12 protein-coding genes are annotated in these 15783 nt (G+C 69.9%); 10 read left to right on the forward strand and 2 right to left on the reverse strand.

The features are described 5' to 3' along the window. Window positions 1-2: 2 nt before the first annotated feature. Window positions 3-1340 (reverse strand): FG-GAP repeat domain-containing protein, encoded by a 1338-nt coding sequence (locus tag AVR91_RS12135; RefSeq protein ID WP_076857323.1) that lies wholly within the window; start codon window positions 1338-1340, stop codon window positions 3-5. 38 nt (window positions 1341-1378) lie between these two features. After that, window positions 1379-2623 carry an FG-GAP repeat domain-containing protein gene (locus AVR91_RS12140; protein WP_158077402.1) on the reverse strand — a complete coding sequence of 415 codons (1245 nt, stop codon included), beginning with the start codon at window positions 2621-2623 and terminating at the stop codon, window positions 1379-1381. Window positions 2624-2809: 186 nt separating this feature from the next. On the opposite strand from AVR91_RS12140, the gene AVR91_RS12145 reads away from it, so the two are divergent. The 10 genes from AVR91_RS12145 to AVR91_RS12190 form a co-directional block, all read left to right on the forward strand. Beyond that, window positions 2810-5821: an AfsR/SARP family transcriptional regulator gene (locus tag AVR91_RS12145; protein WP_063275674.1), complete on the forward strand. Its 3012-nt coding sequence runs from the start codon at window positions 2810-2812 to the stop codon at window positions 5819-5821. 439 nt (window positions 5822-6260) lie between these two features. Next, a complete protein-coding gene (locus AVR91_RS12150; protein WP_063275673.1) occupies window positions 6261-6941 on the forward strand; it encodes a M15 family metallopeptidase in 681 nt (226 codons plus the stop codon). A gap of 6 nt (window positions 6942-6947) precedes the next feature. Next, entirely contained in the window at window positions 6948-8273 is a 1326-nt protein-coding gene (locus AVR91_RS12155) for an MATE family efflux transporter (RefSeq protein ID WP_063275672.1), read from the forward strand. 276 nt (window positions 8274-8549) lie between these two features. Continuing rightward, window positions 8550-9860 (forward strand): MFS transporter, encoded by a 1311-nt coding sequence (locus tag AVR91_RS12160; RefSeq protein WP_063275671.1) that lies wholly within the window; start codon window positions 8550-8552, stop codon window positions 9858-9860. Window positions 9861-9889: 29 nt separating this feature from the next. Beyond that, on the forward strand, window positions 9890-10813 hold the full coding sequence (truB, locus tag AVR91_RS12165; RefSeq protein WP_076153370.1) for a tRNA pseudouridine(55) synthase TruB: 924 nt from the start codon (window positions 9890-9892) through the stop codon (window positions 10811-10813). A 39-nt stretch (window positions 10814-10852) separates the two neighbouring features. Continuing rightward, window positions 10853-11815 (forward strand): bifunctional riboflavin kinase/FAD synthetase, encoded by a 963-nt coding sequence (locus AVR91_RS12170; protein WP_076153369.1) that lies wholly within the window; start codon window positions 10853-10855, stop codon window positions 11813-11815. 117 nt (window positions 11816-11932) lie between these two features. After that, the gene (locus AVR91_RS12175) at window positions 11933-12415 is read left to right on the forward strand and encodes a helix-turn-helix domain-containing protein (RefSeq protein WP_063275669.1); all 483 of its coding nucleotides are present in this window, start codon (window positions 11933-11935) and stop codon (window positions 12413-12415) included. Continuing rightward, window positions 12412-12921 (forward strand): RNA 2',3'-cyclic phosphodiesterase, encoded by a 510-nt coding sequence (thpR, locus tag AVR91_RS12180; RefSeq protein WP_063275668.1) that lies wholly within the window; start codon window positions 12412-12414, stop codon window positions 12919-12921. Before AVR91_RS12175 ends, thpR begins: the two co-directional genes overlap by 4 nt. A gap of 128 nt (window positions 12922-13049) precedes the next feature. Beyond that, on the forward strand, window positions 13050-13319 hold the full coding sequence (rpsO, locus tag AVR91_RS12185; RefSeq protein ID WP_003084034.1) for a 30S ribosomal protein S15: 270 nt from the start codon (window positions 13050-13052) through the stop codon (window positions 13317-13319). A 237-nt stretch (window positions 13320-13556) separates the two neighbouring features. Beyond that, on the forward strand, window positions 13557-15783 hold a 2227-nt coding region (locus AVR91_RS12190), incomplete at its 3' end, for a polyribonucleotide nucleotidyltransferase (protein WP_076857324.1).

Consider the following 15783-nt stretch of genomic DNA (forward strand, 5'->3'; position numbering starts at 1 on the left):
CTTCAGAAGTGCGGGAGCCACCCGCCGCCTAGGGCGTCGGCAGGACTGAACTTGTTGCCTCCCTTACCGTTCCACAGGTACAGCGTGCCGGTGTTCTTGTCGATGGCACCGATGTCGCTGTGGCCGTCCTTGTCGACATCACCGAGGGACATCAGGGTGGCGTGATAGTTACCCCAGCCGCTTCCGATCGCGTCGGCGGCGCCGAACTTGTTGCTTCCCTTGCCGTTCCAGATGTAGAGAGTGTTGCCGTCGCGCACCGCGGCCAGATCGGTCTTCCCGTCATTGTCGAAGTCGCCGGCGATGGGGGCGGTGAAGGGTTCCCAGCCGCCACCGACGGGGTCGGCGGGGGTGAAGTGGTTGCTTCCCTTGCCGTTCCAGATGTAGAGCGTGCCGTCCTTGACCGCGGAGAGGTCGCTGATGCCGTCGTTGTTGAAGTCGCCCGCGACGGGTGCGGTGAAGGGTTCCCATCCGCTTCCGACGGCGTCGGCGGCGCCGAACTTGTTGCCGCCCTTGCCGTTCCAGACGTAGAGCGTGCCGTTCTTCACCGCGGCGAGGTCGGTTTTGCCGTCCTTGTTGAAGTCACCGGCCGCGGGCCGGGTGAAGCCTTCCCAGCCGCCACCCACGGGATCCGCGGTGCCGAAGTTGTTGTTGCCCTTGCCGTTCCAGATCGTCAGCGTGCCCGTGCCGGTCGCGTAGATGTCACCGACACCGTTGCCGTCGAAGTCCCCGCCGTCCGCGGTCGACCGCTGCCACAGCGCGCTGACGATCTTCTGCGCGTCCCCGGCCTCGGTCTGGTAGCGGTCCGGATAGGCCGAGACCTGCACCGCCTGGCACACCTCGCCGATCGGCGCCGAGCTCCAGGACCCGTTCGGGTACACGCGCACCATCTTGTCGAGGAAGGCGTTGGTGGCCCAGACGGGGTTGAGCCGGTTCGTCGCGCTGCCCCAGGACGCGCGCTGCTGGAACAGGCCGAGGCTGTCGTGATCGACCTCCTCGCTGATGTTCTGGAGACTCGTCTCCACGATCACCGTGGCGATGGCGATGGCCGCGGCTCTCTGGCTCAGCCCGCGATCGCGGACGGCTTCGACGACCATGCGGGCGCACGACATCCGGTACGCGGTCAGGTATCCCCGCATCTTCGCGGTCAGGGTGCCGTTCAGCTGCGTGGCCAGGGCGGCGTCCCCGCTGGTCGTGCCCGCGCGGTCGCACGGGGCGGTCGCGTAGGCGGCGGTCACCAAGCCTGCCGGTTCTTCTTCGGCGTGCGCGGCGGGGGACAGGGCGGTGATCGCGAAGACGGTCAGGGCTGCGGTGGTCACCCGGCGGGTGAAGTTCTTCGACACTGGTCGACCCTCCAAGGTCGTGGTGGGGACGGAACCGATCAGAAGTGGGGGAGCCAGCCGCCACCGAGGGCGTCGGCGGGGCCGAACTTGTTGCCGCCCTTGCCGTTCCACAGGTAAAGGGTGCCGGTGTTCTTGTTGACGGCGGCGATGTCGGAGTGGCCGTCCTTGTTGACGTCGCCGAGGGACATCAGGGTGGTGTGGTAGTCACCCCAGCCGCTTCCGATGGCGTCGGCGGCGCCGAATTTGTTGCTTCCCTTGCCGTTCCAGATGTGGAGGGTGTTGCCGTCGCGGACGGCGGCGAGGTCGGTTTTCCCGTCGTTGTTGAAGTCGCCGGCGATGGGGGCGGTGAAGGGTTCCCAGCCGCCACCGACGGGGTCGGCGGGGGTGAAGTGGTTGCCGCCCTTGCCGTTCCAGATGTAGAGCGTGCCGTCCTTGACCGCGGAGAGGTCGCTGATGCCGTCGTTGTTGAAGTCGCCCGCGACGGGTGCGGTGAAGGGTTCCCATCCGCTTCCGACGGCGTCGGCGGCGCCGAACTTGTTGCCGCCCTTGCCGTTCCAGACGTAGAGCGTGCCGTTCTTCACCGCGGCGAGGTCGGTTTTGCCGTCCTTGTTGAAGTCACCGGCCGCGGGCCGGGTGAAGCCTTCCCAGCCGCCACCCACGGGATCCGCGGTGCCGAAGTTGTTGTTGCCCTTGCCGTTCCAGATCGTCAGCGTGCCGGTCCCGGTCGCGTAGATGTCGCCCGCGCCGTTGCCGTCGAAGTCCCCGCCGTCGAGGGACTTCTCGATGACCTTGTCGTAGCGGATGCCGCGGTAGGTGGTCATCTCCGACCAGGAGTTGGTGTTGTGGTTGGTCTTCTGGCCGTAGGTGTTCTCCGAGTAGACCCAGGCGCCCGCCGAGTGGTCCTTGGGGTCGACCCACTTCTCGAACAACTCGATGTGACCGTTCTTGAGCAGCGCGTCACCGGGCAGCAGGTCGTGCAGGCTCGGCAGCCAGGACTTGTGCGAATAGGACTCGAAGTCGCCGGTATTGAGATCCCAGCCGTCGGATTTCTTGGGCAGGTGCCAGGCCATCGCGACGAGGCCGGAGCAGTCCGGCCGGTACTTCCCGCCGGTGCCGTCGGAGATCGCGTCCGCCTGGTCCTGGCTGTACCAGGTGTCACCCCGGTCGTACCAGTACTTGGCACGGGCGATGATCTCGGCGCGGGTGATCGCGCCTCCCACCGTGGACGCCGCGCTCGCCTCGTTTCGCGTGCCGAACGTGAGCAAGCCTGCGACGACTGTCACGAGGGCCATGAGGGCGGCGGCGAACCGGACCGCTCTGGGAGAACCGGAGCTGTTCATGACGACCTTTCCTGAGCATGATGTGGAGTGGACGACACAGAGGCTGCGGGAGGCCGCTGTAGCCACGCTTCAACGCGGGCTACAGCGAGGCGGCGCGCTGTAGGTGGATCCGCTCTGGGGGAGGGACGGATGAGGTTTTCTCTGCTCGGGCCGATGGAGGTGGCGGGCCCGTCGGGGCCGATCGCGCTCCCGGGGGTCAAACCGCGCACGCTGCTCGCCGCGCTGCTGCTCGGCTACGGCCGGACGGTGCCCGCCGAACGGCTGATCGGCGTGGTCTGGGGCGAGGAGCCGCCCACGACCGCCCGCGCGGTGGTGCAGACGTATGTCGCGACGCTGCGCCGTGCGTTCGACGCGGCGGGATTGCCGCAGGTCATCGTGTCCGATCGGAACGGCTACCGCGCCGACGTCGCCGAGGACGCCCTCGACGTGCGGATGTTCGAGCGGCTGGTGGAACGGGGACGGCAGGCCGCGCAGGGCGGTGACCACACCGAGGCCGCGGACCTCTTCCGCTCCGGCCTCGCCCTGTGGCGGGGCCCCGCGCTCGGCGGGATCGGGGAGTCGTTCCTGCGTGCCGAAGCGACCAGGCTGGACGAGCTCCGGCTGACCGTCACCGAGGAGCGGGTCGACGCGGATCTGGCGGCGGGGCAAGGGCCTCGGCTGCTCGCGGAACTCACCGAACTGGTCGCCCTGCATCCCACGCGGGAGCGGTTGCGCGGCGGCCTCATGGTCGCGCTGTACCGGTCCGGACGGCAGGCCGAAGCGCTGGAGGCCTACGAACGCGGCCGGAAGGTGCTGGCCGACGAGCTGGGTATCGATCCCGGCCCGGAGCTGCGCCAGGTACACGAGTCGATCCTGCGGTCCGACACCGCGCTGCTCCCGGCGGTCACCTCCCGCACCCCGCGTCAGCTGCCGTCGCCGCCACCCGATTTCACCGGCCGCGCGCCCGAACTCGCGGCGCTGCGCGCGACCCTGGTGCGGCCCGGCGAGATGCCGGTCGCGGTCGTGTCCGGCGCGGGAGGCGTGGGCAAGTCCACTTTGGTGCACCGGATCGCGCACGAGATCGCCGAGCACTTCCCCGGCGGGCAGCTGCATCTGGAACTCCACGGCTCCACCGGCAGCCCCGCGACCGCCGAAGAAGTGCTCGGCCGCGTCCTGCGCGACTTCGATCCCGCGACGACGCCGCCCGGCTCGCTCGACGAACGCGTCGCCCGCTACCGGACGGTGCTCGCCGGCACCCGCACGCTCGTCGTGCTCGACGACGCCGCGAACGAGGCACAGGTCCGCCCGTTGCTGCCCGGCGGGCCGGGGTGCGCGGTGATCGTCACTTCGCGCAACCGGCTTCCCGCGCTGGCGGGCGCGACCTTCTGCGAGCTGGGGGTGCTGCCCGCGGACGCCGCCCTCGACCTGCTCACCCGCATCGTCGGGGCCGAGCGGGCGAGCACCGAGCCCGCTTCGGCCGCCGAGATCACCGAGCTGTGCGGGCAGTTGCCGCTCGCGATCCGCGTCGCCGGCGCACGGCTGGTGTCCCGGCGGCAATGGTCGCTGTCCCGGCTGGCGAACCGCCTGGCCCAGGAGCAGCGCCGCCTCGACGAACTGGTGGTCGGCGACCAGGAGGTGCGGGCCAGCATCAACCTGAGTTACACGCTCCTGCCCAAGGCGGCGCGGACCGCGTTGCGACGGCTGGGTTTGCTCGGTCTCGCGCAGTTCCCGGCGTGGGTCGCCGCGGCGGCGCTGGAGTCCGATCCGGACGACGCGGAGCAGGTTCTCGAAGACCTCGTCGACGTGTCGCTGCTCGAAGTCGACGGCGTGGATCCCTTGGGGCTCATGCGTTACCGGCTGCACGACCTCGTCCGCCTGTTCGCGCTCGAACGTGCCGTCGAGGAGGAGTCCGCCGCGGACCGGGCCGCCGCCGTCGAGCGGGTGCTCGGTGGCTGGATCTGGCTGGTGGAACGGATCAACGAGACCCTGCCGCCGGTCGTGCCGTCGATCCAGGGCACCTCCCGGCTGGGCCGTCCGGTCGGGGAGGAGATCGCCCGGCGGGTCGTGGCCAGGCCGTACGAATGGTTCCGCACCGAGGAGGAGGCGATGACCACCGCCGTCGAGCTGGCGGCGGCACTGGATCTGGTCGACATCGCGGTCGGGCTCTCGTCGGCCCTGTGCGGCACCGCGTTCGGCGGGCACAACCGGGTACTCGACGATTCGCTCGGCTCCTGGCGCCGTACCCACGACGCGGCGCTCACCGCGGCCCGCCGCACCGAAAACGCCTTGGGCGAGGCGACATTGCTGGCCGGGCTCGGGCAGCTGTACTACGAGCACGACGACTTCCCGCGGTCCCGCGCGCATCTGAGCCAGGCGCTGTCGATGTTCCGCGCCGCCGGTGACGTCCGCGGCGAGGCCGCCACCCTCGCCGCGCTCGGCGCCGCCTGCCGTGAGCAGGGCTACCTGCCCGAAGCGGTGCACTTCCTGGACCGGGCCGGGCGGATGTGGTCCGGGCTGGACGATCCGGGGGCGATGGGCCACGTCCACCGGCTGGCCGGCACGGTGCGGCTGGAGCTGGGCGAATACCCGGGAGCGCTGACCGCGCTGACCGAGGCGCGGGCGTCGTTCGCGGCGGCCGGGTCCCGGCGCGGTGAAGGGCTGACCCTGCGCAGCCTCTCGCTGTATCACCGCGCCCGCGGCGAGTGGGCCGAAGCCGAAGAGTGCGCACGTGCCGCGCTCGCGGTGTTCGAGGGCACCGAGGACCGGATGCTGGCCGCGTATTCCGAACGCGCGCTGGCCAAGGCGTTGCTGCGGCGCGGGGATTCGGTCGCGGCGCGGCGGCTGGCGGAGAACGCGCTGGAGGTCTGCCGTGAACTCGGCGACGCTTTCGGCCATGCGTGCACCCTGCGCGTCGTCGGGGAGGTGTATCTCGCGGAAGGCCGGTTGTACCAAGCGAAGGACTGCTTGGAGGACTCGCTCCGGCGGTGGACCGATCTGCGCGCCGAACTGTTCCGGGCGCGGACCCTGCGCACGCTCGCGGAGGTCCACGACGCGCTCGGCGACGTGCGGGCGGGGGAGCGGATGACCGCGGAGGCGTGCGAGATCTTCCGGACCTACGGTGCCCGCGAGTATCGGGAACTCTCCGCTGTAACCGAGTCGTGAGTGATTTGGGTCGTTCTATTGAGGGGTAAGGCAAAGGTGTCTTGTCGGGTGGCAAGTCCGTGAAGGCCTCCTTGAGGGACCCAGAGTCCCTCAAGGAGGCCTTCACGGACCGGCTCTCGGTGGCGATCAGCAGGGTGAAGGCGACTTTTCCCTCATTGCACGAGCGGAAAGTCCCCTTCACCCCGGTCTTGCGGTCCTTGTGAGTGGCGGAGTCCCGGGAGGTGTTGCGAAAGTGGCTTTCACAACATCCGGAGCCGGCACGCCGACGGGCGAGGTATGACACCCATGCCTCACCCCTCGATAACCCGAATCGCCACCCGCGACTCCCTCGCAAAGCCTCGCGAAGCACCAGCCGAGGGGCAGCGCTCCAACCTTTGCCTTACCTCCGCTGTAACTGGGTTACAGCGTTCCTGAAGGACGCTCGTGGACAGTGGGGCCCATGTCTTCGTTCGTGTCGTTGTCGGATCCCCGCATCGCCGCCGTGCCCGTCCGGGAGTGCGCGGAACCCCTGGTGGACCTGCGGGAAACCGGCGCCATCCGGATCGACCCCAGGCTCGCCGACGATCGGGGTGCCTTCGCACACGTGCGGCTCAGCGTCGCCGACCGGCTCGTCGCGGCGCAATGCCAGCTCCCGCGCGGGCTCCGGCTGCTCGTCGTCGAGGGCTTCCGGCCGAGGGAGGTGCAGGAGCGGTACTTCGAGGACAGCATGGCCCGGATCGCGCGCGCCAACCCGGAATGGCCGTCCGCACAGGTGGCCGCCGAAGCCGCCACCTACGTCTCGCCGCCGGAAGTCGCGCCGCATGTCGCCGGGGGAGCGGTGGACCTCACGCTGTGCACCGTCGACGGCGTCGAACTGCCGATGGGGACCGACGTGAACGCGACACCGCCGGAGTACGGGACGGAATGCTTCACCGGGTCCGCGCTGATCGATCCCGAAGCGCGGGCCAACCGGGAAACTCTCATCGACGCGATGACCGCGACCGGATTCGTCAACTACCCGAGCGAATGGTGGCACTGGTCCTACGGGGACCGGTACTGGGCGTTCACCACCGGGGTGAAGCACGCCCGCTTCGGCCCGGCGGGTTTCCCGGCGACTGGGACTGTCGTACCAGACGTCTAGTCTGCGGTGGTGCCTGAAGCTTCCGAACCCGACGAGCGCGTCCCGCCGAAACGCGTCCTAGGCCTCGCCGTGCCCGCGCTCGGCGTCCTCGCCGCCGAGCCGCTGTACGTCCTGGTGGACACGGCCGTCGTCGGGCATCTCGGCGCGCTGCCGCTGGCGGGCCTCGCCGTCGGCGGTGTCGTGCTGTCGCAGGTTTCGAGCCAGCTGACGTTCCTGTCGTACGGCACCACTTCCCGGACGGCGCGGCTGCATGGCGCCGGACGCCGGGGCGACGCCGTGCGCGAAGGCGTCCAGGCGACCTGGCTGGCGGTGATCGTCGGGCTGGTGGTGATCGTCGCCGGGCAGTTGCTGGCCGCCCCGATCGCCCGCGTCCTGTCGGGGGACGCCGCGATCACCGACGCCGCCGTCTCCTGGCTGCGGATCGCGCTGTTCGGCACGCCGTTCATCCTGATCACGATGGCGGGCAACGGCTGGATGCGCGGCGTGCAGGACTCCGCGAAACCGTTGCGCTATGTGCTGGCGGGCAACGGGATCTCGGCCGTGCTGTGCCCGGTGCTGGTGTACGGCGCGGACTGGGGGCTGGAAGGTTCGGCGATCGCGAACGTCGTCGCGCAGGTGATCTCGGCGTCGCTGTTCATCGCGGCCCTGGTGCGGGAGCGGGTCCCGCTGCGCCCGGAGCCGAAGGTGATGCGTGCCCAGCTCGGCCTCGGCCGCGATCTGGTGCTGCGCAGTCTCGCGTTCCAGGCGTGCTTCGTGTCCGCCGCCGCGGTCGCCGCGCGGACGTCGACCGAGGCCGTCGGCGCGCACCAGGTCGTACTGCAGCTCTGGACGTTCCTCGCGCTGGTGCTGGACTCGCTCGCCATCGCCGCGCAGTCGCTCGTGGGCGCCGCGCTCGGCGCCGGGGCGAGCAAACGGGCACGCGGCGTGTCGAACCAGATCACCGGCTACGGCCTGGTGTTCGGGTGCTTCCTCGGCGTCGTGTTCGCGTCGGTGGCAGGCGTGCTGCCGCGAGTGTTCACTTCGGACGCGGCCGTCCTCGGCCAGATCCCCCACGCCTGGTGGTTCTTCGTCGCGCTGCAACCGATCGCCGGGGTGGTGTTCGCGCTCGACGGTGTCCTGCTCGGCGCGGGCGACGCCGCCTTCCTGCGCAACGCGACCCTGCTGAGCGCGGCGGTGGGGTTCCTGCCGCTGATCTGGCTTTCGCTCGCCTTCGGCTGGGGGCTGGCCGGGATCTGGACCGGGCTCTCGCTGTTCATGCTGCTGCGGCTGGCGACCCTGCTGGTGCGGTGGCGCTCGGGCCGGTGGGCCGTGGAAGGCGCCGTCCGCGTTTAGTCCTCTGGATGCGGTCCTTGCGCGTGCAACTACCGCATCCAGAGGACGAAACGCGGTGGTGGCGGTCTCGTCCAAGTGTCATGAAAGGGTCNNNACGACCCTTTCATGACATCCACGCGGCCCGGTGAACCCCATACCGGCAGCCGGGTGATCTGCGGCGTTGTGGCGAAAAGCACCCGGGTAACGGCTATGTTTCACCGTTGCTTAGGAGCTACAACTATATGAGGCGGCAGCGCGGGCGTCTTCCGACCGAAACCGTTCCGAGGAGGAAACACCGTGACAGGCCGAGCCACCCGCCGGTCCTGGTTCATCTGGTTCGCCGCCGTCACCGTCTATCTCCTCGCCGTCTTCCACCGCACCTCGTTCGGCGTCGCCGGGCTCCAGGCCGCCGACCGGTTCGGGGTCGGGGCGGCCGCGCTCGGCACGTTCACCGTCCTGCAGGTCGGCGTCTACGCCGCGATGCAGATCCCCACCGGCGTCCTCGTCGACCGCTACGGCCCCCGCCGCGTGCTCACCGCCGCCGTGTTCTTCCTCGGCCTCGGCCAGATCCTGCTCGCGGTCGCCGGCTCCTACCCGCTCGGCCTGATCGCCCGCGCCGTCGTCGGCTTCGGCGACGCCCTGACCTTCGTGAGCATCATGCGGCTGATCGCCGCGCATTTCCCCGGCCGCCAGTACGCCCTGCTCGCCGCACTGACCGGGGCCATCGGGTACGTCGGCAACCTCGCCGCGACGGTCCCGCTCGGCCTGCTGCTCGACGGTCCCGGCTGGACCCCGACGTTCCTCGCCGTCGGCCTGGTGACCGCGCTGTACGCCGCCGTCGTCGCCCTTCGCGTCAAGGACTCCCCGCCCGGCCGGCCGGCGCCCGTGCGCGAACGGGTGCACCCGAAGCTGCTGGGCCGCCAGGTCGCCGCCGCGTGGCGCACCCCGGGTACCCGGCTGGGTTTCTGGGTCCACTTCAGCACGATGTTCGCCCCCAACGTGCTGACCATGCTGTGGGGTGTCCCGTTCCTGGTGCAGGGGCAGGGCTATCCGAAGGCCACCGCGAGTTCGCTGCTGATCGTGTTCGTGTTCGGCTCGATGCTCGGCGGCCCGGTGATCGGCGGGCTGATCGGACGGCGCCCTTCGCTGCGGATGCCGCTCGTCGGCGGGTACATCGGCGGCGCCGCGGTGATGTGGGCGGTCCTGCTCGGCTGGGGTGGCACGATCCCCGTCGCGGTCCTGGTCCCCGTGTTCGCCTTCCTTTCCCTCGGCGGCCCGGCGTCGATGATCGGTTTCGCGCTGGCACGGGACTACAACCCGCTCGCGCGTGTCGGCACCGCGACCGGGGTGGTGAACGTCGGCGGCTTCGTGGCCACGACGATCTCGGCGCTCGCGGTCGGTGTGCTGCTGGAGTGGACGGGCGGCACGTTCCGCCTGGCGCTGCTGTCGGTCATCGCGGTGCTCGGGTTCGGCACCTTCCGGATGCTCGTGTGGTGGCGGCGCACCCGCGCTCTGCTGTTCGAGGCCGAAGCCCGTGGCGAGGCGATCCCGGTGCAGATCCGGCGCCGCCGCTGGGACGCCGAAGCGCCGCTGCCCGTCTCGTCCTAGGCGAAGGCCCGAAAGATAGGGTTCGGCCCGTGTCGCGCCCCAATCAGGCTCCTGCCAAGAAACGTCCAGCCCCGCCGCCCGGTCTCGTCATCGTCGACAAACCGTCCGGAATGACCTCCCACGACGTCGTCGCCAGGGCGCGCCGTTTCATGGGCACCCGCAAGGTCGGGCACGCCGGCACCCTCGACCCGATGGCCACCGGCGTCCTCGTGCTCGGCATCGAACGCGCGACGAAACTCCTCGGCCACTTGGCCCTGGACCGCAAGACCTATCTCGCGACCCTCTCCTTGGGACTGTCCACCACGACCGACGACGCCGAAGGCGAACCGATCGCCGAAGCCGCCCCGGACGTCGTCGAGAAGATCACCGACGAAGCGATCGCCGCCGGGATCGCCGCGCTGACCGGCGACATCCAGCAGGTGCCGAGCGCGGTCAGCGCGGTCAAGATCGACGGCAAACGCGCGTACGCCCGCGTCCGTGCGGGCGAAGAGGTCGTGATCCCGGCGCGTCCGGTCACCGTGCACCGGTTCGATCTGCTCGCCACCCGCCGCGAGGCCGGCCGGATCGAACTCGACGCGATAGTCGAATGTTCGTCGGGGACCTACGTCCGGGCGCTGGCCCGTGACCTCGGCGCCGGGCTCGGTGCCGGTGGACATCTGCTCGCGTTGCGGCGCACCACGGTCGGCCCGTTCACCCTCGCCAAGGCCCGCACCCTCGACCAGCTCGAAGACAAGCCGGAGCTGTCGCTGGACCTCGACGCCGCCGTCGCCGCCGCGTTCCCGCGCCGCGATCTGGACGCTCGCACGGCGCAGGCGGTCCGATATGGACAGAGGGTGCCCGCGGCCGGGATGAAGGGCACGTACGGGATGTTCGGGCCGGACGGCCGGGTGCTCGCCCTCGCGGCGGACGAAGGCGAACTGGCCCGGTCGGTCGTCGTGTTGCTGCCCGCCTAGGCTGGTGCGCGGAGCGGGCCTGAGGAGACGGGGCTAGAAGTGCAGCGTTGGCGTGGTTTGGGTGACCTCCCCGGGAGCTGGGGACGGTGCGTGGTGACGATCGGCGTCTTCGACGGCGTGCACCGCGGTCATCAGGAACTGATCTCGAGGACGGTCCGCGCCGCCGCCGAACGCGGCGTGCCGAGCGTGGTGCTGACCTTCGACCCGCATCCGTCGGAGGTGATCCGGCCGGGCAGCCATCCCGCGCAGCTGACCACGTTGCGCCGCAAGGCGGAACTGGTCGAGGGCCTGGGCGCGGACGTCTTCTGCGTGCTGCCGTTCACCCTGGAGCTGTCACGGCTGACGGCGCACGAGTTCGTGCACGAGGTGCTGGTGGACAAACTGCACGCGGCCGCGGTGATCGTGGGGGAGAACTTCACCTTCGGTGCGAAGGCGGCCGGTGACGTCGGCCTGCTCCGCACGCTGGGGAAGCGGTTCGGGTTCGTGGCGCAGGGCGCGGAACTGCAGGGCCTGCTCGCGCAGGAGCAGGCGGACAACGACATCACGTTCTCCTCGACCTACGTCCGCTCGTGCATCGACGCCGGGGACGTCGTGGCGGCGTCCGAGGCGCTCGGCAGGCCGCACCGGCTGGAGGGCATCGTCGTCCGGGGCGACGGCCGGGGGCACGACCTCGGCTACCCGACGGCGAACCTGTCGACGCCGCGTTTCGCCGCGGTGCCCGCCGATGGTGTCTACAGCGCCTGGTTCACCCGTTCGTCGGATTCCGGCAGCCGGCTGCGCGCCGCCGTGTCCGTCGGGACCAACCCGACCTTCTCCGGCCGGGAACGCACCGTCGAGGCCTTCGTCCTCGACATCGACGAGGATTTCTACGGACAGCACGTCGCGCTCGATTTCGTCGCCAAGCTGCGGGATCAGGTCCGTTTCCCGACGTCGGAGGGTCTGGTGAAGCAGATCGACGAGGACGTCGCCCGGACCAGGGAACTGCTCGGCGAGCAGGACTGACGGACCCGGCCTCGGCCGGACGAGAATCGGCAAACATGCCCGCCAGGGTGCGTTCCGGTGGCAAGATGTCACGGACCGCGCGCGTGGCGTTCGATGGGGTTAGGGGAGCGGACCAAGGTGGAGGACCACAAGATCGTCCAGCGGAACATCGCGCTGCAGAAGGAGTGGTACGGGGAGCCGCTCGGCGATCGCGTGCGGAGACTGGTCGTCGCCTTCGACATCTCCCAGGCCTTCCTCGCCGAGGTCCTCGGCATCAGCGCGCCCATGCTCAGCCAGGTGATGAGCGGGCGCCGCGCGAAGATCGGGAACCCGGTCGTCCTCGCCAAGATGATCATGCTGGAGCGCAAGGTGCTCGTCCCCGCGGTCGCCGCGGGGGACCGCAAGGCCATGCAGGAGGCGCTGGAGGACGTCCGCGACTCGCGGCCGACGGTGGGCCGGGACAGCATCCCGGTCGGCGCCGTCGCCGACGACCAGGGTGTGCTCGTGGCGCTGCGGGACATCGGCGAGGACGAAGACCTCACCGAAGCCGCGAAGCTGCTCGATGACGATTTCCCGTCGCTGGCGGATCTGCTGCGCCGGGCGGCCAAGAACGGTTCGTGACACTCTTCAGCGCGCTGATCCCGCCGGATCGCGTCCTCGACCGGGTCGCCGCGGCGCTGGGCACTCCCGGCGGCGAAGGTTTCCGCTGGTCACCGCGGGAGGACTGGCACATCACCCTCGGTTTCTACGGCGCGGACGACCCGGCTGCACGAGGTGACTGGCTCGCCGGGCGGCTGGCGGGCGCGGGCCCGCTCGACCTCCGGCTGGAAAAGGCCGCGACATTCCCCGGGGTGCTGTGGTTGAGTGTGTCCGGAACCGGGCTCCACGAGCTGGCCCTGCGGGCCGGCGCGGAGAGTGAGGGCAGGCCGTACGTGGCCCACCTGACACTGGCCCGCTTCCCCCGCGACCGGCCGGACGCCGCGAGCGCGTGGGAGGAGCGGCTGGCCGGGTTCACCAGTGAGACTTGGACGGCGACCGAGGCCGTTCTGATGAGCAGTGACCGTGAGCGGGGCGTCTCGCGCTACCGGGTGATCCGGTCGTACGCGTTGAACCACGCCCGCGACTGAAGCCGCTGATCACGAGGCTGGTAACCTCGATGATCGGGTCCGGCTGCAGTCCGTGGCGGCCGTGACCGTCTCACCCGGCGTGAAGCATCGTCCGGGCCGCACGGCACAGAGTATCTAGGAGCACCACTGTGGCTTTGTCCACCGAAGAAAAGAAGTCGATCCTTGCCGAGTACGGCGTGCACGACTCGGACACCGGATCCCCGGAGGCCCAGGTCGCGCTGCTGACCAAGCGCATCGTCGGCCTCACCGAGCACCTCAAGGCTCACAAGCACGACCACCACTCCCGTCGCGGGCTTCTGCTGCTGGTCGGCCGCCGCCGCCGGCTGCTGAACTACGTGATGAAGGTGGACATCGAGCGTTACCGTGCGCTGATCCAGCGTCTCGGCCTGCGCCGATAGCTTGAACCCGAGGGGGAGTGACCACATCGGTCGCTCCCCCTCGGTCCAAGTACACAGAAACACGCGGCGCGAGCGCGCACGAGGTACCGTCCGCCGGTCCTCGGTAGTGGCTTCCGGGCAACGGCCCGGGGGCTTCGATCGAAGACCGGCCTCACTCCTCGAGCGTCCGCAGGCGAAACAGGTCCCAGGGTGGGAGACTCGCGCCGTTACAGAGGATCAAAAGAGGAGATACACCCTATGACCGACTCCACCGGAGTCACCGTGCACGAAACCGAAGCCGTGATCGACAACGGCCGTTTCGGCACCCGCACCGTCCGCTTCGAGACCGGCCGCCTGGCCCGTCAGGCCGCCGGCGCCGTCGTCGCGTACCTCGACGAAGAGACCATGCTGCTCTCGGCGACCACCGCGTCGAAGCACCCGAAGGACCACTTCGACTTCTTCCCGCTGACCGTGGACGTCGAGGAGCGGATGTACGCCGCCGGACGCATCCCCGGCGCGTTCTTCCGCCGCGAGGGCCGCCCGTCGACCGACGCGATCCTGACCTGCCGCCTGATCGACCGGCCGCTGCGCCCGTCGTTCGCCGACGGTCTCCGCAACGAGATCCAGGTCGTCATCACCGTCCAGAGCCTCAACCCCGAGGACCCGTACGACGTGCTCGCGATCAACGCGGCCTCGGCCTCGACGCAGATCGCCGGCCTGCCGTTCTCGGGCCCGGTCGGCGGCGTCCGCGTCGCGCTGATCGAGGGCCAGTGGGTCGCGTTCCCGACCTGGAAGCAGCTGGAAGAGGCCACCTTCAACATGGTGGTCGCCGGCCGCATCGTCGGTGACGACGTCGCCATCATGATGGTCGAGGCCGAGGGCACCGAGCAGACGCTCGACCTGATCGCCGCCGGTGGCAAGGCGCCGGACGAGATCGCCGTCGCCGAGGGCCTCGAGGCCGCGAAGCCGTTCATCAAGGTGCTGTGCGAGGCCCAGCAGCAGCTGGCCGAGCTCGCCGCCAAGCCGACCGGTGAGTTCCCGGTCTTCCTCGCCTACGAGCAGGACGCGTACGACGCCGTCGCCGCCATCGCGACCGACGACCTCGCGAACGCACTGACCATCGCGGGCAAGCAGGACCGCGACAACGCGACCGACCAGGTCAAGGCCGCGGTGCTGGAGAAGATCGGCCTGGGCGAGGGCGAAGCCTTCCAGGGCCGTGAGAAGGAGATCGGCGCGGCGTTCAAGGCCCTGTCGAAGAAGATCATGCGCAAGCGCGTCCTCACGGACAAGATCCGCATGGACGGCCGCGGCCTGACCGACATCCGCTCGCTCGCCGCCGAGGTCGCCGTGATCCCGCGGGCGCACGGTTCGGCGCTGTTCGAGCGCGGTGAGACCCAGATCCTGGGCGTCACCACGCTGAACATGCTCCGCATGGAGCAGCAGATCGACTCGCTCTCCCCGGAGACCACGAAGCGGTACCTGCACCACTACAACTTCCCGCCGTTCTCCACCGGCGAGACCGGCCGCGTCGGTTCGCCGAAGCGGCGCGAGATCGGTCACGGCATGCTCGCCGAGCGCGCCCTGGTCCCGGTGCTGCCGAAGCGGGACGAGTTCCCGTACGCGATCCGCCAGGTCTCCGAGGCGCTGGGCTCCAACGGCTCCACCTCGATGGGCTCGGTCTGCGCCTCGACCATGGGCCTGCTGAACGCGGGTGTCCCGCTGAAGGCGCCGGTCGCCGGTATCGCCATGGGCCTCATCTCCGACGAGGTCGACGGCGAGACCCGCTACGTCGCGCTGACCGACATCCTGGGCGCCGAAGACGCCATGGGCGACATGGACTTCAAGGTCGCCGGCACCAAGGACATCATCACCGCGCTGCAGCTCGACACGAAGCTCGACGGCATCCCGTCGGAGGTCCTCGCGGCCGCGCTGAAGCAGGCGAAGGACGCTCGCCTCACCATCCTGGAGGTCATCGCCGAGGCGATCGACGGCCCGGACGAGATGAGCCCGTACGCGCCGCGCGTCACCAGCGTGAAGATCCCGGTGGACAAGATCGGCGAGGTCATCGGCCCGAAGGGCAAGATGATCAACTCGATCACCGAGGAGACCGGCGCCGACATCTCCATCGAGGACGACGGCACGATCTACGTGGGCGCGGCCGACGGCCCGTCGGCGGAGGCGGCGATCGACAAGATCAACGCCATCGCCAACCCGCAGCTGCCCAAGGTCGGCGAGCGCTTCCTCGGCACCGTGGTGAAGACGGCCGCGTTCGGCGCGTTCGTCTCGCTGCTGCCGGGCAAGGACGGCCTGGTGCACATCTCGAAGCTGGGCAACGGCAAGCGGATCGCCAAGGTCGAGGACGTGGTCAACGTGGGCGACAAGCTCCGCGTCGAGATCGCCGACATCGACAACCGCGGCAAGATCAGCCTGATCGTGGTCAAGGACGAGGACGCCGCCGAGAAGCCCGCCGAGGGTGACAAGGCCG

This window comes from Amycolatopsis keratiniphila subsp. keratiniphila, assembly GCF_001620365.2.
Classification (GTDB): Bacteria; Actinomycetota; Actinomycetes; order Mycobacteriales; family Pseudonocardiaceae; genus Amycolatopsis; species Amycolatopsis keratiniphila.

Bases quoted from the DNA above. Each gene is read 5' to 3' on its own strand.
- AVR91_RS12145 (WP_063275674.1), top strand. From the start codon at position 2,810: ATGAGGTTTTCTCTGCTCGGGCCGATGGAGGTGGCGGGCCCGTCGGGG.
- AVR91_RS12150 (WP_063275673.1), top strand. From the start codon at position 6,261: ATGTCTTCGTTCGTGTCGTTGTCGGATCCCCGCATCGCCGCCGTGCCC.